The sequence below is a fragment of the Streptomyces sp. NPDC127092 genome, from assembly GCF_042722475.1.
In the GTDB taxonomy this organism is placed as follows: domain Bacteria; phylum Actinomycetota; class Actinomycetes; order Streptomycetales; family Streptomycetaceae; genus Streptomyces.
Window position 1 is genome coordinate 121,705 of the sequence record NZ_JBHXFE010000005.1, and the last position, 22,801, is coordinate 144,505.

General features: G+C 70.4%; 24 protein-coding genes and 3 pseudogenes. 9 read left to right on the forward strand and 18 right to left on the reverse strand.

From position 1 onward, the window contains the following. Nucleotides 1-2: 2 nt before the first annotated feature. Nucleotides 3-449, reverse strand: coding sequence for a DUF1772 domain-containing protein (locus ACFWJO_RS06175; RefSeq protein WP_386863631.1), 447 nt, complete (start codon nucleotides 447-449; stop codon nucleotides 3-5). A gap of 91 nt (nucleotides 450-540) precedes the next feature. On the opposite strand from ACFWJO_RS06175, the gene ACFWJO_RS06180 reads away from it, so the two are divergent. Beyond that, the gene (locus ACFWJO_RS06180) at nucleotides 541-1,119 is read left to right on the forward strand and encodes a TetR/AcrR family transcriptional regulator (protein ID WP_386863632.1); all 579 of its coding nucleotides are present in this window, start codon (nucleotides 541-543) and stop codon (nucleotides 1,117-1,119) included. 83 nt (nucleotides 1,120-1,202) lie between these two features. Here the strand turns inward: ACFWJO_RS06180 and ACFWJO_RS06185 are convergent, their stop codons facing one another. Both ACFWJO_RS06185 and ACFWJO_RS06190 read right to left on the reverse strand, forming a co-directional pair. Next, nucleotides 1,203-1,421, reverse strand: a complete 219-nt coding sequence (locus ACFWJO_RS06185; RefSeq protein WP_386863633.1) for a hypothetical protein — start codon at nucleotides 1,419-1,421, stop codon at nucleotides 1,203-1,205. Nucleotides 1,422-1,527: 106 nt separating this feature from the next. Continuing rightward, nucleotides 1,528-2,229 (reverse strand): hypothetical protein, encoded by a 702-nt coding sequence (locus ACFWJO_RS06190; protein ID WP_386863634.1) that lies wholly within the window; start codon nucleotides 2,227-2,229, stop codon nucleotides 1,528-1,530. 146 nt (nucleotides 2,230-2,375) lie between these two features. Here ACFWJO_RS06190 and ACFWJO_RS06195 point away from each other — a divergent pair, with 146 nt between their 5' ends. Further along, nucleotides 2,376-2,807 (forward strand): VOC family protein, encoded by a 432-nt coding sequence (locus ACFWJO_RS06195; RefSeq protein WP_386863635.1) that lies wholly within the window; start codon nucleotides 2,376-2,378, stop codon nucleotides 2,805-2,807. Nucleotides 2,808-2,844: 37 nt separating this feature from the next. Here ACFWJO_RS06195 and ACFWJO_RS06200 read toward each other — a convergent pair. From ACFWJO_RS06200 to ACFWJO_RS06210, 3 genes and pseudogenes are all read right to left on the reverse strand, one after another. Next, a pseudogene (locus ACFWJO_RS06200) lies at nucleotides 2,845-3,654 on the reverse strand (zinc-binding dehydrogenase); the annotation flags it as partial. Nucleotides 3,655-3,957: 303 nt separating this feature from the next. Continuing rightward, entirely contained in the window at nucleotides 3,958-4,191 is a 234-nt protein-coding gene (locus ACFWJO_RS06205) for a hypothetical protein (RefSeq protein WP_386863636.1), read from the reverse strand. A gap of 38 nt (nucleotides 4,192-4,229) precedes the next feature. Continuing rightward, nucleotides 4,230-4,367: a hypothetical protein gene (locus tag ACFWJO_RS06210; protein WP_386863637.1), complete on the reverse strand. Its 138-nt coding sequence runs from the start codon at nucleotides 4,365-4,367 to the stop codon at nucleotides 4,230-4,232. Nucleotides 4,368-4,431: 64 nt separating this feature from the next. Here ACFWJO_RS06210 and ACFWJO_RS06215 point away from each other — a divergent pair, with 64 nt between their 5' ends. Further along, a complete protein-coding gene (locus tag ACFWJO_RS06215; protein ID WP_386863638.1) occupies nucleotides 4,432-4,968 on the forward strand; it encodes a hypothetical protein in 537 nt (178 codons plus the stop codon). Between the two features lie 164 nt (nucleotides 4,969-5,132). Here ACFWJO_RS06215 and ACFWJO_RS06220 read toward each other — a convergent pair whose 3' ends face one another. After that, nucleotides 5,133-5,507: a winged helix-turn-helix transcriptional regulator gene (locus ACFWJO_RS06220; RefSeq protein WP_386863639.1), complete on the reverse strand. Its 375-nt coding sequence runs from the start codon at nucleotides 5,505-5,507 to the stop codon at nucleotides 5,133-5,135. Between the two features lie 132 nt (nucleotides 5,508-5,639). Here ACFWJO_RS06220 and ACFWJO_RS06225 point away from each other — a divergent pair, with 132 nt between their 5' ends. After that, nucleotides 5,640-5,915: an NAD(P)-binding domain-containing protein gene (locus ACFWJO_RS06225; protein WP_386863745.1), complete on the forward strand. Its 276-nt coding sequence runs from the start codon at nucleotides 5,640-5,642 to the stop codon at nucleotides 5,913-5,915. Nucleotides 5,916-6,453: 538 nt separating this feature from the next. Here ACFWJO_RS06225 and ACFWJO_RS06230 read toward each other — a convergent pair. Then, nucleotides 6,454-6,846: a CBS domain-containing protein gene (locus tag ACFWJO_RS06230; protein WP_386863746.1), complete on the reverse strand. Its 393-nt coding sequence runs from the start codon at nucleotides 6,844-6,846 to the stop codon at nucleotides 6,454-6,456. A gap of 758 nt (nucleotides 6,847-7,604) precedes the next feature. On the opposite strand from ACFWJO_RS06230, the gene ACFWJO_RS06235 reads away from it, so the two are divergent. Continuing rightward, the gene (locus tag ACFWJO_RS06235; RefSeq protein ID WP_386863640.1) at nucleotides 7,605-12,437 is read left to right on the forward strand and encodes an HAD-IC family P-type ATPase; all 4,833 of its coding nucleotides are present in this window, start codon (nucleotides 7,605-7,607) and stop codon (nucleotides 12,435-12,437) included. Nucleotides 12,438-12,664: 227 nt separating this feature from the next. After that, nucleotides 12,665-13,201: a hypothetical protein gene (locus tag ACFWJO_RS06240; protein WP_386863641.1), complete on the forward strand. Its 537-nt coding sequence runs from the start codon at nucleotides 12,665-12,667 to the stop codon at nucleotides 13,199-13,201. Nucleotides 13,202-13,332: 131 nt separating this feature from the next. Here the strand turns inward: ACFWJO_RS06240 and ACFWJO_RS06245 are convergent, their stop codons facing one another. Further along, on the reverse strand, nucleotides 13,333-13,896 hold the full coding sequence (locus tag ACFWJO_RS06245; protein WP_386863642.1) for a hypothetical protein: 564 nt from the start codon (nucleotides 13,894-13,896) through the stop codon (nucleotides 13,333-13,335). A 123-nt stretch (nucleotides 13,897-14,019) separates the two neighbouring features. Between ACFWJO_RS06245 and ACFWJO_RS06250 the strand changes: the two are divergent. Beyond that, a pseudogene (locus ACFWJO_RS06250) lies at nucleotides 14,020-14,119 on the forward strand (AAA family ATPase); the annotation flags it as partial. A gap of 36 nt (nucleotides 14,120-14,155) precedes the next feature. On the opposite strand, the gene ACFWJO_RS06255 reads toward ACFWJO_RS06250, so the two are convergent. From ACFWJO_RS06255 to ACFWJO_RS06275, 5 genes are all read right to left on the reverse strand, one after another. Next, a complete protein-coding gene (locus tag ACFWJO_RS06255) occupies nucleotides 14,156-14,722 on the reverse strand; it encodes a hypothetical protein (RefSeq protein ID WP_386863643.1) in 567 nt (188 codons plus the stop codon). A gap of 84 nt (nucleotides 14,723-14,806) precedes the next feature. Further along, nucleotides 14,807-15,052 (reverse strand): hypothetical protein, encoded by a 246-nt coding sequence (locus ACFWJO_RS06260; RefSeq protein WP_386863644.1) that lies wholly within the window; start codon nucleotides 15,050-15,052, stop codon nucleotides 14,807-14,809. 119 nt (nucleotides 15,053-15,171) lie between these two features. Then, entirely contained in the window at nucleotides 15,172-15,456 is a 285-nt protein-coding gene (locus ACFWJO_RS06265) for a hypothetical protein (RefSeq protein ID WP_386863645.1), read from the reverse strand. Nucleotides 15,457-15,741: 285 nt separating this feature from the next. Then, nucleotides 15,742-16,140, reverse strand: coding sequence for an ASCH domain-containing protein (locus ACFWJO_RS06270; protein ID WP_386863646.1), 399 nt, complete (start codon nucleotides 16,138-16,140; stop codon nucleotides 15,742-15,744). Between the two features lie 135 nt (nucleotides 16,141-16,275). Continuing rightward, nucleotides 16,276-17,199, reverse strand: coding sequence for an aminoglycoside phosphotransferase family protein (locus ACFWJO_RS06275; RefSeq protein WP_386863647.1), 924 nt, complete (start codon nucleotides 17,197-17,199; stop codon nucleotides 16,276-16,278). Between the two features lie 306 nt (nucleotides 17,200-17,505). Here ACFWJO_RS06275 and ACFWJO_RS06280 point away from each other — a divergent pair, with 306 nt between their 5' ends. Beyond that, nucleotides 17,506-19,044: a DUF4157 domain-containing protein gene (locus ACFWJO_RS06280; RefSeq protein WP_386863648.1), complete on the forward strand. Its 1,539-nt coding sequence runs from the start codon at nucleotides 17,506-17,508 to the stop codon at nucleotides 19,042-19,044. A 36-nt stretch (nucleotides 19,045-19,080) separates the two neighbouring features. Here ACFWJO_RS06280 and ACFWJO_RS06285 read toward each other — a convergent pair. From ACFWJO_RS06285 to ACFWJO_RS06300, 4 genes and pseudogenes are all read right to left on the reverse strand, one after another. Beyond that, nucleotides 19,081-19,173, reverse strand: a pseudogene (locus ACFWJO_RS06285) (IS5/IS1182 family transposase); the annotation flags it as partial. A gap of 177 nt (nucleotides 19,174-19,350) precedes the next feature. Continuing rightward, on the reverse strand, nucleotides 19,351-19,575 hold the full coding sequence (locus ACFWJO_RS06290) for a transposase (protein WP_386863649.1): 225 nt from the start codon (nucleotides 19,573-19,575) through the stop codon (nucleotides 19,351-19,353). A 20-nt stretch (nucleotides 19,576-19,595) separates the two neighbouring features. Further along, a complete protein-coding gene (locus ACFWJO_RS06295) occupies nucleotides 19,596-20,423 on the reverse strand; it encodes a DUF3626 domain-containing protein (protein ID WP_386863747.1) in 828 nt (275 codons plus the stop codon). A gap of 268 nt (nucleotides 20,424-20,691) precedes the next feature. Then, the gene (locus ACFWJO_RS06300; RefSeq protein ID WP_386863650.1) at nucleotides 20,692-21,333 is read right to left on the reverse strand and encodes a RusA family crossover junction endodeoxyribonuclease; all 642 of its coding nucleotides are present in this window, start codon (nucleotides 21,331-21,333) and stop codon (nucleotides 20,692-20,694) included. A 351-nt stretch (nucleotides 21,334-21,684) separates the two neighbouring features. Between ACFWJO_RS06300 and ACFWJO_RS06305 the strand changes: the two genes are divergently transcribed. Further along, nucleotides 21,685-22,689 (forward strand): helix-turn-helix domain-containing protein, encoded by a 1,005-nt coding sequence (locus tag ACFWJO_RS06305; RefSeq protein WP_386863651.1) that lies wholly within the window; start codon nucleotides 21,685-21,687, stop codon nucleotides 22,687-22,689. Nucleotides 22,690-22,801: the final 112 nt, after the last annotated feature.

The following is a 22,801-nucleotide window of genomic DNA, read 5'->3' on the forward strand; positions in this document are numbered from 1 at the left end:
GCTCAGGTGAGGGCGGTGACCAGCAGCGTGAAGGCGGCGATGATGACGGCGACGCGGACGTAGTGGTAGCGGTCCCAGCGGTTCATCTGCTGCTTCCAGTCGGCGGGCCGGTTCTCGGGGGTCCAGGTCTTGCCCCGGTTGTTGATCGGGACGAGCAGCAGGACCGACATGACCACGCTGACGATCAACAGCACTCCGGCCCCGACGACGAGGCCGGCGCCGTCGTGGCGCCATCCGGCGACGGCCCAGACCGCGACGAGGACGAGCGAGCCGATGTACCAGACGGGCATCAGGGCGCCGAGCATGCGGCCGCCGTGGGCGCGGCCGAGCTGACCGCTGTCCTCGGGGAGCGCGTTGAGGATCGGGTTGATGACGAAGGCGACGGAGAACTCCACCCCCACCATCAGCCCGACGGTCACGGTGGTGAACACCTCGAGTGCGTTGAGCATGACGAACCCTCCAGGGATCTAGCGTTGCTAGCCGATGAAGCAACGCTAGTACTGCTGCCGCTCGATTGTCTAGCGGTGCTAGGATCGACTCATGTCGGTACAGGAACGCAAGCAGCGCGAAAGGGCGGACCGCGAGCGCCTCATCGTCGCGACGGCCCGCGAACTCGCCGAGCAGCAGGGCTGGGACGCGGTCACCACCCGCCGCCTCGCCGAGCGCATCGAGTACAGCCAGCCCGTCCTCTACAGCCATTTCCGCGGCAAGCGCGAGATCATCGGCGCGGTAGCGCTGGAGGGTGCCGCCGAGATGGCCGCGGCGCTGCGGGCCGAGGCCTCCGCCGCGGACGGCCCTCGCGCCCGTGTCCTCGCCCTCGCCCTCACGTACCTCGACTTCGCGGAGCGCAACCCGGCGGTCTACGACGCGATGTTCCAGCTCGACGGCGGCCTGGCCTTCGCACAGGAGGACACCCCGGAACCCCTCAAGGACGCCTTCGCCGCCCTTCTGGAAAACCTCGATGAGGTCGCGGGGGACGGCGTCCACCCGGGGCTGTTCACCGAGGTGTTCTGGGCGGCCCTGCACGGGCTGGCCACCCTGACCCGGTCGGGACGGCTGCCGTCGGCGGACGCCGAGCGAAGGGTGGAACTGCTGGTGGACCGGCTCGCCGTCATCTGACACACCGCCGGGACGACCATCCGAGGCCCGCCGGCCCGACCTTCCCATCACGCCGTCCCGGGTCGGTGATTCTGATGCCCCGCTCAGAACATGGTGTTGTCGTTCTCGGAGGTGGGCGGGATCACCTGGAGGGCGTCCCAGTGTTCGAGGATCTTGCCGTCGGCGTCGGCGTCGGCGTCGAAGCGGAAGATGTCGATGCCCGCGTAGTCCTCGCCGCCGTGCCAGGTCTGGTGACAATGCAGGATGACGTGGTCGCGGGCCGACGCCGTCTCCCAGCACCACGGCGCACTGCGCGGTGCCACGCCCCAGGCAGCAGAGGTCGGACGACTCCCACTCGGTGTCAAGCTGTTCATGGAGACGTAAAACCGCCTCGCGATCCATCACGCAGGTCTCTCAAGCGTGCCCTTCCTAGTGGCCCAAGTTGTGCTGCCAGGCCAGGGTCGAGACAAGCTCGGCGCTGAAAGCCTCGCAGAGCGCGAGAGCCTCTCGACCGGCTGCGGTGCTCAAGAGCCCCGCAGTTGGCGGCTGTGCCAGAGCGATGTCGTGACAAGCGGCCTCGACGGCGAGGTTACGGGTGCTGTGGTAGCCGACGTCGGTGCCGCGGCCCCCGCCGGACACTGTCGCGAGGTACTGCTCGTGGGCGCGGTGAGCGGGGTGGTCCCACAGCGAATCCTGCACGCTGCTGTCGAGCCATCCGGACACCTCGCGAGGTCGGCGGATGATCCGCTCGGTCTCCTCTGCGCTCAGCTCGTCCAGTGCGTTCCAGCGCTCCAGCTCGGCCATGGCTTCTACCTGGACTTCGGCGATGATGCCGTCCAGTTCCCCTTCCTCCGGGTCGGTGAAGAGCGGGGTGCTGACCATCGCGGCCACCGCCTCCGTGTAGGTGCGGTGGGCCTCCTCCTCTGCCGGGATGAGAAGCATGGCGCGGAATACGCGCTCCACGACCGTGCGGTGCAGGCCCCATTCGGGGTCGAGCCTCAGCATCAGCAGTGGCGCACGTAGCCGCCAGAGCGCCAGTGTGGCCGCGTGGCGGCGCTGGACGGTCGTCATGGCAACGCACCGATCCGTGAGCTCAGTGTCGTCCAGCTGATCGAATGCGTCGGTGTCCATGATCCCTATCCAATCAACGCCGCTGACCCGGTTCACCCCTGCGGCCGCACGACACAGCGGCGGGTACCAGGTACCTCCTCGCGACCACGGTCGGACCTCCCGACCTGGGGAGGGGAGATGACCAGGGCCCCTGTTATCGTGCGCCGATGTCAACGATCAAACAGTTTCAAGTGACCTTCGACTGCGCGGAGCCTGCGCGCCTCGCCGCCTTCTGGTGCGAGGTGCTGGGGTACGTCGTGCCGACGGTCCCCGAGGGCTTTGCCACGTGGGAGGAGTACCACCGCTCACTGCCGCCCGAGGACGAAATCTACTTCGCGTGCACAGATCCCTCAGGTGTGGCGCCGCGCCTGCTCTTCCAGCGAGTTCCCGAGGGCAAGGTCGTCAAGAACCGGGTGCATCTTGATGTGCGGACCGGCGCCGGGCTCGTGGGTGACGAGCGCCTGGCCACACTCGAGGCCGAATGCGCGCGGCTGATGGCGCTCGGCGCGAAACACGTGCTGACGCAGCGCGCCGATGGCGTCAACGAGTCGTGCATCACGATGCAGGATATCGAGGGCAACGAGTTCTGCCTCACCTGATTCTCCTCCGAGACTGCGAGGTGGGGAGCGGTCTCCAGCCGACGGCGGCCTTGGCCACGGATTCCTCCCATGCCCTGCAGTCGTTGCGGTTGCCGGGCAGGGGCCGGCCGACCACCACGACCAGGCAGGTGTCGGTGTCGATGACCACCTGGTGGTTCGCCGAGTAGCGGTAGTTCTTCGACTGCTCGGCGACCTGGTGGTCGCAGGTGGGTACCAGCGTCCCGTCGACGATCAGCACCGCGTGTTTGGCGAATCGCCAACGCGGGGCAAGCGCGAGCCTGGGGCCGAGATGGTCGATGACGCGGTCGGCGGTGAACTTCGACACTCCGAAGAGCGGCGCGAGTTGGCGCAGAGTCAAGTTGGTGTGCCCGTACGCGGCCACCAGCAGCACCCTGTCCTCCAGGGACAGCTTCCACGGCCGGCCGCGGCCCGGCGCGTCGAGGCTCTCGCGGCGCAGCTGCCTCAGCAGCTTGCTCAAGGCACACGGTCTCAGTCCGGCGAACGGGGCGACGGCGGCGCCCGACGTGAACAGGGCAGCGGTGTCGAGGGGGACGGCGGCGTTGCCGGTGAAGCCGACGCACGCGATCGTGCTCGCCAGGGCGATGGTACGGATCGACTCGTGGAGCAGTCCCGCGACGTCGACGACGCGGTCGGTGCCCCGGCCGCCGGTGAGCGTGCGGAGCTCGGCGACCCAGTCGGGCGTGGCCGTGCAGTCGACGACCTCGTCGGCGTCGGGGTCACGTAGCCGCACGGCGTTGGCGGGTCTGCTGGCCTCGGCGATTACACGCGCGCCGAGGGCTTTGGTGAACCGGAGGGCGAAGAGGGAGACGCCGCCGGAGCCCTGCACGACGACGGTGTCGCCGGGACCGAGGTCCGCTGCGTGGCCGGTGAGCGCGTTCCCTGCCGTGACGGCACGCAGGGCAGGGTCGCCGCCTCCTCGTATGACAAGTGCGCCGGGATGGCCACCAGTGAGTCCGTGTCGAGTAGCGCGACTCGGTCAGCATGCCGCCCAGCGAGCGGTCGCGTTGTGCGAGGTGCTCGACGGCGAACGGGCCGTCCTGCCGCGAAGGGAAGAGCGCGGCGGCCACGCTGTCACCGACGCGTACGGTGCCGGCGCCGGGCCCATCGCGACGACCTCGCCGGCTCCGTCTCAGAGCGGGACGACGTCGGGCTTGACCGGCAGCATCCCGCCCATGAGGTCACGCGGGCCCACCGGCAAATCGTCCACGGGCTGTTCACCGACGAGCTGGCCGTCCTCGGACGCGCGCGCCCCGGCTTCGCGGCCGACCAGTTGCTCATCCACGTCGCCGGCCTCCTCGCAACCGGCGCGGCCCGCCCCGAGGACCGGCCGCCCGCTGCCGCGGCCCTCGAACTTGCCGAGCACATCATCGACGCCGGGCTCCGGCCGACCGAGCACCCGACCTAGCCGGTGAGGACGTGACCGAGGCGCTGCGCCGCGGTCAGAACGGTCTGCCGGTCCTCTACGGCTTGGCGTCGGCGGCGCGGGCGCTTGCCCGCCCTGCTGGCGGCGTGGAGGATCACCCCGGCGGTTACGGCCACGGCGTTCCTCCGCATGGTCGTGCCCGCGATGCCGGACCTCGTCCGGCTCACTAGCGTCGACGCCATGCACCTCACTGCGCGCCCCCGCCGCTTCGCGGCCGCCGCTGCCGCGCTGGCTGCGGCGGCCTGTCTGTGTGCCACGACCCCCGCACGGGCGGACACCGTCGTCATCGACACCATCGACGAGACCAAGACCGAGACCGGCGAGGGCCCGCTCGAAGGCTGCCTACCGTCTGGCGTCATCGGCCGGTTCACGTTCGTCGAGCACACCATCGCCCAAGTCCTGCGCACCGACGGAGCCATGGTCGTCAAGGGCGTCAACAGCTACGACTTCCACATGGACCTGCCCGACGGTCGCTACGTGCAGAGCGGAACCGACTACGAACGCTTCAGGGTCGTCCTCGCCCGGCCGTACCACACCGTCGTCAGCACCGTCTCCGTGGACGAGCGCACGATCTACGCCGCCGACGGCACCTCCGTCGGCACCCTCACCATCAAGGAGCAGAGGAAGGTCGTCTTCGAGGACACCGACCTCGACAGCGAGGCCGACCCGGGCGAGATCACCGTCGAACGTACGCGCTTCGACCTCACCTGCGGGTGACCGTAGGCAGCCGGACTCGCGGCGTCTGATGCCGCTGATATCGCACCTGGCCGCTGTGCCGCCGCATGCCGGTCGCTCAGCTCAGCTCAGCTCAGCTCAGGGCAGGTCAGCTCAGAGATCAGCCCGCTCCTTGGTGCCTTTCGGGCATATCGGACGCGCGGGTGTCAGTGGGCGTCGAAGCGGTCCTGGGATGCCAGGACGCTGTCCGCGTAACGGGCGGCCCAGGCGCCCATGGCGTGGATGGGGACCAGCAGGGCCGTGCCGGCCTCGGTGAGGGTGTAGTCGACGGGCGGCGGCGCTTCGGCGTAGCGGCGACGTTCGACCAGGCCGTTGTACTCCAGCCGCCGCAACGCGTCGTTGAGAACCTTCGGGCTGATCCCGCCGATCCGGTCCAGCAGCGCACGCGGACGCATCGGCCCGCCCTCGCCGAGGGTGAAGACCACCACGCTGTCCCACCGGTTCGCCAGCACCTCGAACGCGACACGGGCCCGGCAGTCCGCCGCGAACCCGTCCGCCGCCGGCTCCTCACGCACACTCATGCGCCCATCCTGCCCGGCTGATGCGCACCGCGCGGTGTGCATCGGACCGCCTAGCGTCCGGGACCGACATGCCACGAGGCGAGAGCAAAGGGGAGCGGGATCATGCGCATCGGCATTCTCGGTACGGGTTCGATGGCCACGGCGCTGGGTGGCGCCTGGGTACGAGCCGGTCACCAAGTCCTGGTAGGCGGCCGGAACGGGGCAGCCACAGCAGTGGCCGCGGCCCGGACCGGCGCCGCCGCAGGCGACCTGAGCGAGGCGTCGACCTGGGGTGAGGCGGTCCTGATGGCGGTACCGGCAGACAGCGCGCCGAAGCTGGCCGCGGAGTTCGCCGCTCCTCTGGCCGGGGTCGGACGGTGCTCGACTGCACCGTTCCCATGGCGCCCAGCGCGGACGGGCCCGTCCTGACCACCACCGGCGGCACGGACTCGTCGCCGCGCGCATCGCGGCCGCCGCACCGGACGCCGGTGTCGCCAAGGTGTTCGGCATTTGCCACGAGAGCATCTGGACCCTGCCGCGACCCGCCTTCGAGGGCGCGCCACTGGCCGTCCCCTTCTGTGCCAACACCCCCGCCGCGGCCGCTCACACGGAAGAGCTGATCACGTCGATGGGCTGCTCACCGCTGCACTGCGGCGGGCTGTCCCGCGCGGCACTGCTGGAGTCCACCGCGGTCCTCGCCATCGGTGTGTGGTGGTCCGGCGCCGAAGCCCGGCACATCCTTCCTTCCCCCCGCCCTGGCGCCGGGAGCCGTCGACGATGAGCCCTAGCCTGGACCGTACGTACTAGCCGTACATACAGGCCGTACGCACGCGGTACGCGTACCTGCGTCGCTGGACGCACGCTGGACTCGGGTGCGCGCGGGGGCCCGTCGCCGTCGGCACCGGCGGCAGCGTGCCGCTCACGGTGAGGACGGCGTGCCATGAAGTGGGTACTGATCACCCTCGCTCTAGCTTGAGATGTCCTCGACCAGATCGCCGACCCTGGCGTCCGGCAGCGCGCGGGCGACATCTGCCTGGGCGACGATGCCGACCAGCACGTGATGGTCGATGACGGGCAGGCGGCGGATCTTGTGCCGGCTCATGGTGCGCAGGACGTCTTCGGCCGTGTCGTCGGCGTGGACGGTCACGACCTCACCCTGGGCGAGCGCCCCGGCCTTGACCTCGGCGGGGTCCTTGCCGGCGCCGATGACCTTCACGACGATGTCGCGGTCGGTGAGCATGCCCTTGAGCTTTTCGTCGCTGCCGCAGATGGGCAGGGAGCCGACGCCGAGTTCCGTCATCTTCCTCGCAGCTTCCGCGACGGTCTCGTTGGCGCCTATGCAGGTGACGTCAGGCGTCATGATCTGGCGTGCCGTGATCGTGCCGGCCTTCTTCTGCTCGGTGGCTCCGGTCGACTCGGGCGTGGCCCGGGTACCCGGCATGGCCCCCGTGGCCTGCTTGCCGTGGGTGGCGGCGCCGGGCGGCTCCCCGAGGACGCCGCCGTCCTTGCGCAGTACGGCGTACCCGACACCGATGCCGGCCGCGACCGGCCAGGCCAGTACATCCGTGGCGGCGAGGACTCCCAGGCCCAGGTAGAGCGGTAGCCCCTTCTTCGCGGGAAGGACCTGCCGGGCCACTGCCACCGGCAGCATGGCGGCGTTCATCGCCTCGCTCCCCACCTTGCCGAGCGAGGGCACGGTGAGGGTGACCGTGCGCTGCGAGGGCGAAGCGTGGTGCGTGGGGGACGGAGAGGTCACGAAGATCACCTCGCTTGCTTCCTTCGGAACCCTTCTTCTGTCCGTCTGTCCGTTTTGGGCCAGGTTATGGCTGTCGCAGGGCACGCGATTGCGTCGCGGGCAGGCCGTGCGGGCCGGGCCTTTTCCGGCCTCGCCTCGCCGCACCGCACCGCGCCTCGCCGGGCTGCCGGGCCTCGCCCGGCCCCTTCCGGGCCTCGCCGGGGGTCGCCCGGCCCATTCCGAGCCTTGCCCGGACTTTCCGCGTCTTGCCGGGTCGCCCTTCCCGATGGGGCTACCACCTGTAGCTGCTTGCGCGCGGCTCGACCAGACTGCCGATGAAGACTGATGCGTTTACACCGCTCGGATGCGAGGAGAAGAGGGCCATGCCGTCTGCGCCTGCCTCGCCTCCCCGGATGCCTTCGTTCCTCGGCGCGGCCGTCACAGGCGCCGTCTCCGTCGCAGGTACCGGAGCCTCTCTGCTGGGCACTGGCGCCTCCCTGCTGGGCGCAGGGGCGTCCCTGCTGGCCACCGGGGCACGAGCCGCCCTGGGAACGGCGCAGGGCCTGATGGAACCCGGCCGTGACGTGTCGTGGACGTCGGGGCGGTGCTACATCGCGGTCTCCGGCGTGCACGGCGCCGGCGGCGAAGCCGTTCGCGAGCGGGTGCAGCGGGCCCTGGAGCAGCATCCGGGAGTGCTGTGGGCGCGGGTGAACGCGCCCATGGAACGGGTGATCGTCGCCGTCGCCTCACCGGCGCCGCCGCAGAGCGAGCTCGTCGCGCTGGTCGAAGGAGCCGAAGGCGACCACGCCGCCGACGCGCAGGCCTTCGACGACTGGCAGCCCGAACCGCACCACCCTGCGGAAGGTGCGCCGTACCCGGCCGTTCCCGCGCTGGTGGCGGACACGCTGGGCCTCGCCCTGGTGACGCTGCGCAGACTCGCTCCGTGGTTCGGCCTGCCTCCAGAGGTCGCCGGTGGCATCGACGCCCTATCCAGGCATCCACGCCTTCGCCACCTGGTCAAGGAGACGGGAGACGGCGACCACAACGACTCCATGCTGCCGGTGATCGGGGCCCTGGCGCAGGGCGTGGCGACCGGCGGCGGGGGACTGACCCTGGACGTGCTGCAACGTCTGGCGGTGTGGCGCGAGGCGAGCGCGGAAGGATCGGCCTGGCGCAAGGGCGAAGCACGGCTGGTGCGAGGCCCGGAGGAGGCGGCGGCCGAAGCCGTCGTCGCGGAGAGGTCCGGCCCGACCCCGCAGGACGCTGCGGACCGGTACGCGGAGCGGTCCATGGCCGCCGGCATCGCCGCGGGGCTCGTCGCGCTGCCGTTCGCCGGTCTGCGCAAGGCGATCGCCGTGGCCGTGGCGTCCGTGCCCAAGGCTCCCGACGCCGGAAGAGAGGGCTACGCCACCACCCTGGGCCGGCATCTGGCGCTGCGCGGGGTGGTGACCATGGACCGCACCGCCCTGCGGCGCCTGGGGCAGGTCGACACCATCGTCCTTGAGGAAGCGGCTCTGCGGAGCAACCGGTTCGAGCTGATCGATCTGGAGCTCCTCGGGAACCCCAAGTCGAAGGCCGCGACCGAGACCGAAACCGACCCCAAGGCCACGCCCGAGCCCAACGCCGAACCCGAGACCGGGGCCGAGACCGGGGCTGAGCCCGGCGCCAATGACGGGGCTGAGGAGGGGACTGAGCCCGGCGCCAAGGGCGGGGCTGACGACAAGGGGCCCAAAGCCGAGCCCGAGCCCAAGCCCGGGACCGAGCGGCCCAAAGCCGAGACCGAGCAGGTCTCCCACCAGCTCTTCGCCCTCTTCGACCCCGACGCGCCACTGGCCGTCCGTCGCGACGGCGACTGGATCCTCGGGCCGCTGGAGGACCTGGACCTGAAAGGCCGGACCGGCCGCAAGGCCGAGAAGCGCCTGCGGCGCCGCGGCAGCGAGAAGTGCCTGGGACTGGCCAGGAAACGGCGCCTGGTGGCGGTCGCGGGGCTCGGCACCCCGTCGGCTCCGGGCGCCGAGGCCGTGGCGGCGGCGGCGCGGCGGGCCGGGGCACGGGTCGTGGTGGCATCCGACCGCAAGCACCCGGGACTCGCGTTCGCCGACGCCGTGGTCCCGGCAGGCGACCAGCTCGCCGCCGCCGTTCGTCACCTTCAGGCGGAAGGTGCGGTCGTCCTTCTCGTCTCCGGCGACCGCGCGGCGCTGGCCGCGGCCGACTGCGCGATCGGCGTGCACCGGGAGGACGAGCACACGCCCTGGGGCGCCCATGTCCTGGTCGGGGCGGATCTCGAGGCAGCCGGTCTGATCGTCGACGCCGCCGGGACGGCAGCGGTCGTGGACCGTGACAGCCACCATCTGGCCGCGGGCGGCAGCGGAATCGGCTCCGTCGCCGCTCTGCAGGGGCCGGCCTGGCGGGCCACCGCGCGGGTCCTGGCGATCGGCAACACCTCCGCCGCCATGGCGTTCGCCCTGGGCGCCTGGCGCGCCCGGCAGCTCCTGAGCCGTCCGCTCACGCCACCGGTGACCAGCGTCCCGTGGCACCTCATGCCCACCGACCGAGTGATGGTACGGCTGGACACCCGCCCGGAGGGCCTCACCCCGCAGGAGGTGGCGGCCCGCGGCGCCGGCGCGCTCACCGGCGAGCCGGCGAAGCTCACGCTGCCCTACGCCTTCGTCGAAGAGCTGTCGAATCCCCTCACCCCGATCCTCGCCGCCGGAGCAGCCCTCTCCGCGGCCGTCGGCTCGCGCACAGACGCCGCCCTCGTCGCCGCCATCACCGCCGTCTCCGCCCTGGTCGGCGGCTTCCAGCGGGTACGCACCGACAAGGCGCTGGCCCAGCTCTTCGCCCAGTCGGCCATCGGCGCCCGCGTACGCCGGGAAGGACGCGAACGACTGGTCACCTCCGCCGATCTGGTACCCGGCGACGTGATCCACCTGAGGCCCGAGGACGTCGTACCGGCGGACTGCCGGCTGCTGGAAGCCGAAGGCCTCGAAGTCGACGAATCCTCCCTCACCGGCGAGTCGCTGGCCGTCAGCAAGGACCCGGCTCCCGTGGTCACCCCGCACCTCACCGAACGCCGCTCGATGCTGTACGAGGGGACCACCGTCTCCGCCGGGCGCGGCACCGCCGTCGTCGTGGCCACGGGGTCTGCCACGGAAGCCGGGCGCAGCCTGGCCACCGCCCGCCAGGCCGCACCGGAAACCGGTGTGGAGGCCCGCCTCTCCTCGCTGACCCGCGCCAGCATGCCCATCGCCCTGGGGTCCGCCGTCGCCGTCACCCTCTCCGGGCTCCTGCACGGACGGCCCCTGACCGAGAACCTGTCCTCCGCCGTCAACCTGGCCGTCGCCTCCGTGCCCGAGGGCCTGCCCTTCCTGGTCAACGCCGCCCAACTGGCCGCCGCACGCCGCCTCGCCGACGCCGGCGCCCTCGTCCGCAACCCGCGCACCATCGAGGCACTGGGCCGCGCCGACATCCTCTGCTTCGACAAGACCGGCACCCTCACCGAAGGCACCCTCACGCTCAGTGGCGTCAGCGACGGCAACAGCCCGGCCGACCCCACCCGGCTCGACGGCCTCCACAAGGACATCCTCGCCGCCGGCCTACGCGCCACCCCACCCGCCCGGCAGGCCGAACCGATGGCGCACCAGACCGACCGGGCGATCGTCGACGGCGCCCGCCGCGCGAACGTCACCACCCGCCAGGGCGCCGCGCGGTGGCGCCGTACGGACGCCCTCCCTTTCGAACCCGCCCGCGCCTACCACGCCACCACCGGTCACACCAGCGGCGGAATCCTCCTCAGCGTCAAGGGAGCCCCGGAGAACGTCATCGACCGCTGCGCCCGCCGACGCCGGCCCCAGGGCGCGTCGCAGCTGGACGACGCGGACAGAAGCGCTCTGGCCCGCGCCGCCGAGGAACTCGCGGCAGCGGGGCGAAGGGTCCTGGCCGTCGCCGAGCGGCGCATGGAACCCGACGAGGAGCTCAGCGACGACTCCGTGCGGGACCTGGTGTTCCTCGGCTTCCTCACCCTCGCCGACCCCGTCCGCGACAGCGCCGCGCCCGCGACCGCGCGGCTGCGCGAGGCCGGGGTGCACACCGTCATGCTCACCGGCGACCACCCCGCCACCGCGGACGCCATCGCCTCGACGATCATCGACGTCGACGAGCCCAAGGTGTGCACCGGCCCCGAGATCGACGAACTCGACGACGACGCCCTGGACGCGCTGCTGCCCGGCGTCGACGTCATCGCCCGCTGCAGTCCCACGCACAAGGTCCGCATCGTCCAGGCCTACCAGCGCATCGGCCGAGTCGTCGCCATGACCGGCGACGGCGCCAACGACGCACCCGCGATCAGGCTCGCCGACGTCGGCATCGCCCTCGGCCGCCGCGGCACACCGGCCGCGACCGCCGCCGCGGACCTCGTCGTCACCGACGACAGGCTCGAGACGATCGTCGCCGCCCTGATGGAAGGCCGGGCCATGTGGACCTCCGTCCGCGCGGCCCTCGCCATCCTCATCGGAGGCAACTTCGGCGAAGTCGCCTTCAGCGTCCTCATCTCCACGGTCACCGGCAGCACACCCCTCAACGCGCGCCAGATCATGCTCGTCAACCTCCTCACCGACCTGGCACCCTCCCTGGCCATCGCGGTACGCCAACCCTCGGAACAGACCGGCGAACGGCTCCTCGCCGAGGGTCCGCACCGCTCGCTGGGCACCTCGCTCACCCGGGAAATGGTGCTGCGCGGCGTCGTCACCGCCCTCGGCGCCGGCCTGGCCTGGACGGGCGCCCGCGTCACCGGCCGCGGCCGCCGCGCCTCCACCGTCTCCCTCGCCGCCCTGGTCGGCACCCAGCTCGCCCAGACCCTTACCACCGGCGGCACGGACCGTCACGTCCTCGTCGCCGGCCTGGGCTCCGCGGCCGTCCTCATGGCCATCATCCAGACCCCGGGCGCCAGCCAGTTCTTCGGCTGCACCCCTCTCGGCCCCGTCGCGTGGACCATCACCCTCGCCTCGATCACCGCGGCCACCCTCCTCGGCCACTTCCTCGGGCCCCGCCTCACCACCCGCCTCATCCCGCCGCAGACGGAGAACACGCCGCCGGCGGATGCCGGGGAGCAAGCCCGGAAGAAGTCCCAGACCAAGGCCCAGACTGAGTCCCAGACGGGGTCCCAGACCAAGGCTCAGGCCGAGTCCCAGACCGAAGCCGTCGCCCCGGAGCACTGAAACGCTGAAATCCCCGGGGGGTGAGGTGCGGACGGCGCCGCCCGCAGCTCACTCGGCGGCTGTTCGGCCGGCCCCCCAAGTCCGATTCCCTGGCGAGGTCTTCGAGCAGCCTGAGTGCCGTGGCGCCCGCTCAGCCGGACAAGAAGGCTGCCTGGCGTTCACCCGTCACGGTGGCCCGCCCGCCAGTCCCGCCCGCTGCCGGGCACAGATCCGCGATCGTGGAGTCCATGCACCTCCGCCGCACTGTCCCCGTGCTCCTCGGCGCCGCACTCGTCCTTGCCCTTACCGGCTGCGTCGCCGTCCCCAGTGCCCCGCCGGTCCACCAGGAACGGCCGGCCGCAGGCCTCGCTCCCGCGGACGACCGTCCACCCGCCCCGCTCCCCAGCGAGTGGCCCGTACCCGCCCAGGACGCGCCGCGCGAGGCGCTCGACACCACCGAGCCCGACCCCGGCCGCCAGTCTCCCGGCAGTTCAGCAGACCGCGGCCGCGAGGCCTCCGGTTCCCCGGCCGCCGGGCAGGCACGCCAATCCGCTCCAGCCACCCAGAACCGGTCGAGGAAGCGCCAGGCACCACCCACCACCAAGCCGTCGAAGAAGCCTCGCGCGACACCGAAGCCGAAGACGAAGAAGAAGTCGCCGAAGCCTCGCGTCCAGCCCCGCCCGGCCTCCGGAGCCGCGGACATCCGTGCCCTGTGCCGCGAAGCCGAACGCATCAACGTCCCGTACGGCGTTCCGGCACTGTGCCGCAACACTTATGGCCGCTGAAGTCGTGTCAGCGTAGGAGGGTTCGCAGCGATCCGGGCCACCTCCGGCGGCCGTGCCGACTGAACGCGTCCGTTCTCAGGCCGCACGAGCCGCCCCCGTAAGCGCGAGTCCGTCGAGGACGACCGATGCCGTCACTGCCCGGCCGTTCCAAGGGTCTGGGCGGCCGTTGCGAAGCGGTGCTCCGTCCGCTCGTCCTCTCCGTTGAGGTCGCCGAAGTAGCTTGTCTCCGCCGTTCCGGTGAGCACTGCCAGCAGGAAGGCGAGACACCCCATGCCGTGGTTCTCCCACAGCGGGCCGCGCCCCTCGTTGTAGAGCACGGTCCAGTCGTCGGGGTGCTGACCGGGCCGCGCCAGCCAGTACAGGAACGCACCCGTGCCCTCCTCGAACGCCCAGGGAAGGACCCTGGCCCCCGCCTCCTCCAGGCCGACCGGCTTCGCCTCGAACTCCCAAAGGCCGGCCAGGATCTCGTCCCGTTCCGTGGTCTGGGCGTACAGGTCGCAGTCGTCGTGGGCGGAGTCGGGGACGAGCAGCCAGATCGTCTCGTCGAAGACGCCCTCGCCGTATGTCTCGACGAGGCGCTTGTAGTCGGCGGGCAGAGCCGTACCGAGGGCGCGCTCGGTACGCGTCCAGTCCACCGAGGGTGGCGGATCGGAGGGCGGAGGGCAGAGGCGGACGAGCGTGTCCAAGGCGATCACGGAACGGACCCTACCGACGAAGCGGCCGGACCCGCAGGCGGCGATGGCGGAGGCCCGACTCGAGCGGTGGCATGACCCGCGGGTCCGCCTTACCCGCGCGCGAGTTCTGCGCTCCTGGCCGCACTCCGCTGTGAGTGGATCCGCAAGGGCGAGCCCCTCTGCCTGATCCGCGACCCCGGCACCGGCAGGTCCCCACCTGCCGATCGGCCTCGGCACCGCTGCCGACAGTTCAAGGCGGTCTGAACCGGATCCGTCGACGTCAGCCGTTCGGCGCCTCGAACGTCCGCACCACAATCCGGAAGACCTCCTGACCGGGCTGAACAGGGTTGATCAGCACCACGAAGTCCGGCAGGGCTCCCGGAACGGGCCGCCCTGCCTCGTCCCGACTGCCGGCTTCGGCCTGCCAGTCGATCAAGTGGACGACCACGGCATAGCGGCCCTCGGGCACAGGATGTTCGATCACACCGTCCGAGGCGTCCCCGCTGACGTGTTCGATGCCACTCACCAGGGCGCGACCGCGGGAGACGAAGAGATAGGGCTGGGAAGCCACCAGCTGGTGGGCTGTCTCCCGCTCGGTCAACCCGGCCGGCGCGGCCGCGGTGCCCGACCTGACCAGAACACCGAACGCGCCGTCGCCGCCAACGTTGAGTGGAACCAGAGCACCCGCCTGGATGTGACGGACGATGTCCTCGTCCTCCAGGAGTTCGTCCTCCCACGTGTCGTCATCGATGACGGCCTCGAACCGCTGCGAATCCCACAAGACGAGCATTCCGGCATCCGTGACCACCGTCACCGGGACCTCATCCAGGGGCTGCTGAGCGGTCACTCGCTCCTCCAGTCATCTCACTCGCCGCATTCGAGCGAGCTGATTCTCCCAGCGAAGAACGACGATGCACCTGGCGGGGCCGCGTCAGTCGAGGTAGCTGATCTGAAGGACAGTGACGGTTTTGAGGGTGCCGCCGATGAGGAGGACGGCGAAGGCCTGGTCGGTGAGGACGGTCCGGATGACGCCGTCGTCTTCGCCGTACGGCAGGGTGGCGCCGATGGGATCCTCGCAGGCGGCCGCGAAGGCGAGCGTCAACGCCTCGCTGGGTGCGGGCGGCATCGCTTCGTGTACGGCTTCGGCTGCCGGGTCGTACTTGAGCCGGTACTGCAAGGCGTGGTCCTTGATTTCCGGGCACCTCGGGGGTGCGGCGAAATCACTGGACGGCGGGACAGTGATCCTTCCGCGACACAGCGTATGGGGTCGCCGACCGTCGGATGAACCGATCGGGATCAGGCGGCGCCGCTTGCCCGCGACCGGTCGGCGGCGGCCTGCGTCTTGTCGGTGGCGTCGACCCACGGGCCGGGTGTCTCTTCGCCGCGGGCGTCGTATGCGGCGAGCTTGCGACCGCGCTCGACGGCGGCGACGGCATCCTTGGCGATGCGTTCCCACTTGGCGAAGACGGTGAGGAGCTGGTGCGCCGGCGCGCGGTTGATCTCACCGAGGAAGCGCTGGGCGAGAGCAGGGTTTCCGAGGGCGTCGCAGATCCGTTCGATCGTCCACGCGTCGCTGCTCATCCTGGCCCTCCGGTGGGGTCACCATTCGTGTTTCCACCGTAGCGCAAATCGTTAGCGCGCTAACGATTTGCGCTGACGATCGACGCTTACTATCCGCGCTGACTAATCGGCCCTAACCATCTGCCCCAACTGTCGGTCCTAACCATCTGCCCCAACTGTCGGTCCTAACCATCCGCCCCAACCGTCGGCGCTAACAGTCAGCACTGACCTTCCGCCCTCACCGCCGGCCCTGACCATCCGCCGTAGCCATCGGCCAGGGCATCGGGATGGCATCGTCCGCCGGCCTCACGCACGTTCGACGACGCGGAATCTCAGGCACACCAGCGGTGTGTCCTCGTCGACCGGAGTGCCGATGCTCTCCCAGAAGCGGGTGTGCACGGCGCGCCAGTCCTCCAGCGAGCGGTCGCCTTCGCCTTCGGCGGCGGCGTGCTCCCACGTGACGTCGCTGAACGGCGCGATCTCGACACCGGTGATCTCGATCGTGGCGACGTACGTTCCTTCGTCCCCGAGGAGCGCCAAGCGTTCACCCGTGAACTCCAGGCCCTCGGTCTCCGCCACGTACTCGGCCAGCAGACCTGTGGTGGCGGTCTTCCGTCCGGCCAGTACCAGCGCGTTCAGCGATGCGCGCAGCTCACCGGGGGTGCCCAGCTCCATCGCCCGCATGCCGTTCACCCGTGGCCACATGTTCCTACCGTCCTTCTCGGGCCCTGCCCGCTTGGGGTTCTTTCCCGCGTGAGTCGTGCTGTGCGCTGCCGCTGCCGGCGTGCGCTGCCGACTGTGGGCTGTGGGCTGTGTGATGCGTGATGTGCCGGACGTTCGTCACGCCGTGCCGAACCACGCCTCCGCGAGGGAGTGCAGCGTCCCTTCGGCAGGCGCGTGTAGTTCCCGCATGTACCAGGGGAGGTCGCTGTACACGTGCAGCAAGGTGTACGCGAGGAGTTCGGGCGGTGCGAACGTGTGGCCGTACGCCTTGGCGAGGCGGGCCAGCAGGGCCGGATCGCCCCGGGTGACGAACAGGCCGACGCCCACGAAGTCGTACGCGCGGTCGCCGATCATGGCCGGTTCGAAGTCGAACAGTCCGGTCAGCCGCCACCCGTCGGGATCCACCAGGAAATGCTGCCGCATGACCTCGGTGTGCAGCAGGGAGCGCTGCGGCTCGCGCGACAGGGGAACCGAGGCAAGGAAGTCCGGCATCTGTTCCAGCCAGGAGTCCGGCAGTCCGCGGTCGCGCTGCCGTTCGACCGCACCCGCACGCTGGCGGTCCAGGAACGCGCCCCAGTCGCCGGGGCCGAGGACGTCCTCAAGGGGGCCGTGGTCGAGGGAGTGGAGCACCGACAGGGTCTCGCCGATCTCGGTGACGAGCCGTTCGCGGTGGCTCCGCGGCACGCGGTCCCAGGCGGCGACCAGGTTCTCGCCGCGGAGCCGGGACATCAGGACGTACCGCCAGCCGTTCTCGTACGGGCCGAAGTCGCGTACCTGCGGGGTCGGCACCGGCAGCCGTCCCTGGACGTGCGCGAGGACACGGCCTTCCGCGATGCCGTCCTGCGCGGCGGCTCCCGGGAACAGCTTGAGGACAAGGTCGTCGCCCACCGCGTAGACCGGCTGCGACCCGTCCGGGAAACGGGTCAGCGGACGACCGGCGAGGCCGAGGCGCGCACAGAGGTCCTCCACGGCGGGCCGCATCACCGTCTCGTCGGGGACGACGGCGTCCCGCTCTTCATCCGTTTCCACTGGTGGCAGCATGATCGGGAAGGTAGGTCACCGCCTGCCGGGAAGGCAACGGAGATTCACGGGCCGCGCTGGGCGAGGGGGATTCGAACGTGCTCAGGCGCGGAGTTCCGCGAGCCGAGCCGTCTCGGCGGCCGCCACACCGGGCCCCAGGCGGCCGATGGGGTCAGGTGCAAGGAAGTTGCGCGAAAGGGCAACCGGCCGCGTCGCCGCGGCCTCGAATCCTCGGCCGACTCTGCCCGAATCGCCCTTCACCCGGCGGGCCCGTTCGCGGTACCCAGGAGGTACTTGAACGAACCTCAGGGGAGAGGCCTGCTCCGCATGCGTACGCACAAGCCCGGGAAGTCGTCCGACGAGGTGGAAGCCCAGCGTGCGGCCCGCCCGACCAGCCACCCGACCCGCCCCCCGGCCACGACGGCCGCCGTCGAGTCTGCGGAGGCGGCGTCGATCTCCGCCACGGCACTGCCGGCCCTGCAGCGCAGCGCGGGCAACGCAGCGGTCGTTCAGATGATGCGGAGGGCGGCACGCTCCGGCGGGCCGGGCGAGGAGCGGCACCAGCACGACGACGGCTGCGGCCACCACCGGCCCGGGCAGGCCCCGGTGCAGCGCTCCACCGTCCCCGATGTGCTGCGTTCCGGCGGCCGGCCGCTGGACGAGGCCACGCGCACCGACATGGAGTCACGTATGGGCGCGGACTTCTCCGACGTACGCGTCCACGACGATGCCGCGGCCCAGCGTTCGGCCGCCGAGATCGGCGCCCGCGCCTACACGTCCGGCAACCACGTCGTCATCGGCCGCGGCGGAGGGGACCGGCACACGCTCGCCCACGAACTCACCCACGTCATCCAGCAGCGCCAGGGACCGGTGGCCGGTACGGACGACGGCAGCGGCCTGCGGGTGTCCGACCCCTCCGACCGCTTCGAGCGCGCGGCCGAGGCGAACGCCCGCCGGGTACTGTCCGAACCCGGACCCGGACTCGCCACGGCCCCGCCGGCGACGGAGCCGGTGCCGGCGCAGCGCGGCGAGCAGACAGGGGCCGTGCAGCGGGTGCGGACCCCGGACAACATCCAGGACCTCTGGACGGACGGCTACTGGGAACGTGAGGCAGGAGACCGCCCCGCGGTCGCCCCCACCGCGCCGGGAGGGGCGCGGAGTCTCAACGTGATCCTCACGGCCGTGGCCAACCAGCTCCTGACGGCGTTGACGGCGCAGGCGGCGAGGGAAGGACAGAAGGAACTACGGGTCTTCCGGACCATGACCATCGAGGAAGCCGACGCGATCCTCGAATGGAACGGTGCCGGCAAACTGGCGGGCACCGAGGCGTGGCTGCGAGAGCACCAGGGCGACGCACAGATCACGAGCAACTTCCACGCGGCCAAGGACGCACCCGGGTCCACCGTCGGTGCCATGCCGGTCAGGAACCACCTCGGTGACATGGACCAGGCGTACCGCTACTACAAGAGCCAGCACGACCAGCATTACGCGGACCACAAGAAGACAGCGGGCGCCGGCACGAGGGTCGTCGGCGGCCCGGCGACTCGCGTCCTGGAGTTCACCCTCAAGCCCGGCGCGCACGAACTGCTGTTCAGCCCGGACAACATGGCCCTGTCCGGGAACTCCGGAGCAGCCGCGGCACTACGCAGGATCTTCGGCGCGAACCGCACCTTCCCGACGGGTTCGGGCGCCGAAGGAAACCTCAGCGGGTACGTCGGCATGAAGCCGGAACAGCACGGGGACTTCAGCCTCAGCCTCGGGGACACCGAAGCGACCAAGCTGCTCTTCCAGTTGTTCGTCAAGCAGATCCAGGACGTGACGTCGAGGGCCAGCCACAAGTGGAACAACGAAACGACGGAGTACTGAGAGATCGTCTCAGTTGGGCCATCTCCGGTAGCAGATGAGGGTTGCGGCGATGCCGGCGAAGGCAAGGACATGTTCGGCCTTGCGTTCGTAGCGGCGGTGCAGACGACGGCACCCGGACAGCCAAGCCACCGTCGTAGTCGTAGCCCTTGTCGTCGTACAGCTTGGCGGGACGTCGCCGACGCGGTCCGGAGATGCCGATGGGGAGGGGCAGACCGGTCCATTCAGCAATCAGGTGAATCTTCGAGCCTTCTTGCCACGATCGACAGGGTTCGGTCCTGTCAGCTCCCCCCTTGAGGGCTCACATGTTCACGGAGTCGATTGCACACTCGACCAGTCCAGCTCGCCGCGGGCGCTGCGCTCGTCCAGCGCCAGACGGTGGAGCTTCGCCCACACCCGCGCCGCTGTCCACTCGGAGAACCGCCGATGGACCGTCTGCCATGAGGCCCCGAAGACCGGTGGCAGGTGCCGCCAGGTGCACCCCGAGGTGACGACATAGATGATCGCGGTGACACAGCCCGAAACAACTCCCACAGCTTTCCGGTACCAGCGCCTCAACGAAGGCCATCGAGTGCAGCCTTCTCCGTCGGCGCCGGAGCCGCCGGTCTGTCAGTGGCCTTCCAGGTCGCCCCGAATCGCGCCAGGTAGTGCCACACCTTCTTGACCGCCTGGGGGTCATAGCGGCCGGCGCGTGCAGCATCTCCGACGATCCGAGGATCGAGCACGCCGTCGATCGCGATCTGCGTGCCCAGGTCGACGTACTCCTGGCCGCGGTAGCCGGGGTGACGTCGGAGTTCTTCAACACCGAGTCGGAAGCCAGGGTGCCACTCCACCGGGCAGCCAAGACGCAGAGCCGCGGCCTCGACCGTCGTGCCTCGGTAACAGGGGTCCAAGACCAGAGCCTCCACATGGCAGTGCAGCCGGACCGGCCCGTGCACCTGAGCCTCGATGTAGTCGTCAAGCTCGTCCTGACGATCGGCGAGGGCAAGCTCGAGGAGCCCCATGCGGGCCGCTACACCGAAATCCGAAGGTTCAAGGAAACTGTCCGGGTAGCAGAACGTGGTCCGCGCCAGCGTCTCGGCAGCCAGCCGGAAGTGGGCCGAGCCGAACCGCGGAGCCCCGCCGACCGGCTTGCGGCGGAAGTTCAATGCCCCGTAGACGGGCCGCTCGTGAGCGGTCGCTTCGTCGTACGCCCCGTCGAAGATGCGGCTCTCCCAGCGCCACCGGTCGCCGCCTGGGTGCGCGGTCAGTCCGCCGTTGCTGGTCCCCGTGACGAACTGTGAGCGATAGACGCCGTCCTCGCCCATGGCGTCCAGGATCGGCTTGCCGTGCACCAGCCGGTCCGGGTGGAAGTTGAGGGTCACTCGCAGTGTCGGGTCCATCGGAAGGCCCGAGGCCAGTTCTGCGACATGCCGTAGGGCCCGTTCCTGCGATGTCTGAGAGGCTGCGGAGCTCATCGGCACAGTGTTCCCCAGCTTGATCAATCGGTGCACGTGGATTGTCCATCCGACAGCCCGCTGCATCACCCATTGACGTCACGGTCCAGGAGAGGCGGGATCCCAGCCGGCAGCATGGGCGTGACAGCGGAATGGGCATAGCGATCGGGGCGTACCTCGTCCTCACCCGGGTGAACGGGCGGTTCAGCGACTGTCAGAATTCGGTGTGGTGAAGCACCTTGAACTTCCCCAGTCGCGCGCGAGGAAACGGGCGAACCGACGGAAGAACGCTCCGTGCGGCGTGCTCGGAGATCCCTCCGCTGAGCATTTCCTGGTACCTCTCGAGTGCCGCACGGTACCCACGCACGACAGCCGCCTGAATCGACCTCTCGACTCCCGGCAAGATGTAGCAGCGGTCCGCACTGAACTCCACGAAACTCAGCCCCTCGCGACAAGACAGGTAGTCGTCGGCCGTCAACGCCGTGAACCGCAGTTCAAAGCCTGTTTGCCCGGGAGTCATCCATGAGGCGCGGATCGACTGAATCTGATTGTCATCGATCATGATGCCGTCAGGTCCCGTGACTGCATCCAGAATCGGCTTCATGACGTTGTCGAGGTCGGCCACCATGTGGGTCTGGTAGCGACGGGACTCCTCGATCAGCCACACCAGGGTCACTTCGACATCGTGCGTGAAAACCCCTTTCGTCGCCTTTGAGACAGCCGAAGCGAGGGCGTCCTGGAAGCCGGCCTTCTGGGAGCGGTCAGCCTGGAGGGAAAGGGGATCTATGGTGCTCCGGATGTCGATCCGGCTCTGGTCGCCGAATTCCTGGACGTCGAAGTCGCTTGCAGTGGCCATCGAACGAGACATGGAGGGAATGTTCTCAACGCCGAGGGATCCTCACAAGCGCCGAGTCCCGGCGGCAGCGGAAGCCGCTCACCCTCGTCCGCGAGCCCAGGACAAGGCATGAGCATGGGCAGCGTGCCGTGCTCCAGATCAGCACCTTCTCCCGGACTCCCGGACTCCCGGACGGACTCGGCGCGGTCCCGCTCGCGGCGGTCGTCGTCTCAGCACGCGGTCGACCGGCTCCCGGCATGGTGCGTGGCGTGCAACATCCCTACGTCTCATGGCGTCCTTGAGGTGGGGGAGACGACCAGCCCTCACCTGAAGGACGTGCCGATCCCCGCGGGGAGGACGGAGGGTGCAGCAGTGATCGGGACCGTGTTCCGCAGCGAGGACGTCCCCGCCGAGGAGCGGTTCGACCGCTGGCGGGAGCTGATCGACCGTACGCGCGCGAGCGATGCCACCAGTGACCATGCTGCCGACTTCCGAGCGGAGTTACGCGTGATGGAGCTCGGACCGGTCACGGTCTGGCGGACGTCGTTCCCGACCGTGCGTTTCCGCCGGAGCGTGCGCCGGGTGCGCCAGGCGGATTCCGAGTTCTACCACCTCTCCTTGCTGACCGACGGCGGCCTGACACAGACTCACGAGCGGGGAGGGACAGCGGCGGTCGGTGCCGGCGGCATCCTCGTGGACTCCAGTTGGCAGGCGTGCGAAGCCCTCGCGCATGCCTCCGCTCCTGCGGCCGAGGGGCAGACGGGCCTTGTCGCCGGAGTGGGCGTGGACCTCCCGAGGACCGCGCTGACCCTGCCGCCGCACCAGGTGGAACGGGTGCTCGGACACGGGCTGTCCGTCGAAAACGGCACGGGCGCGCTCCTGGCCGGTTTCCTCACCGGCCTCGACCGGCAGGCCCATGCCCTCCGGCCGTCCGACGCGCCGCGTCTGGGCACGGTCGTGCTCGACCTGGTCTCCGCCTTCTTCGCCGACGCCTTGAACGCCGAGGCCGCCCTCCCGCCGGAGACCCGGCACGAGGTGCTGGTCGCACGGATCCGGACCTTCATCCAGCAGCACCTGCCCGACCCGGGGCTGACCCCGGGGACCGTCGCCGCCGCGCACCACATCTCCCTCGGCCACCTGCACCGCGTCTTCGGCGAGCGGTTCCCGGACGAGACGGTCGCCGCGTGGATCCGCTCCCAGCGGCTGGAGAGGATCCGCGCCGAACTGGCGGACGTCTCGCTGCGCACCCTGCCCATCCACGTGCTCGCCGGCCGCTGGGGCATGCCACGCGCCTCCCAGTTCACCCGCGCCTTCCGGGCCGCCTACGGCATCTCCCCGCGCGAGTACCGGCAGCAGGCCCTGGCCGGGCAGGCCTGACGGGGACGAGCGGCCGGAGAACCGGAGAAAACGAGGGAGGCGAGTCCCGTCCGGGGGGGCGTCACAACCAGCTGCGTAAGAGGGCTGCCGACGGAACTGGGAGCGCGTCTTC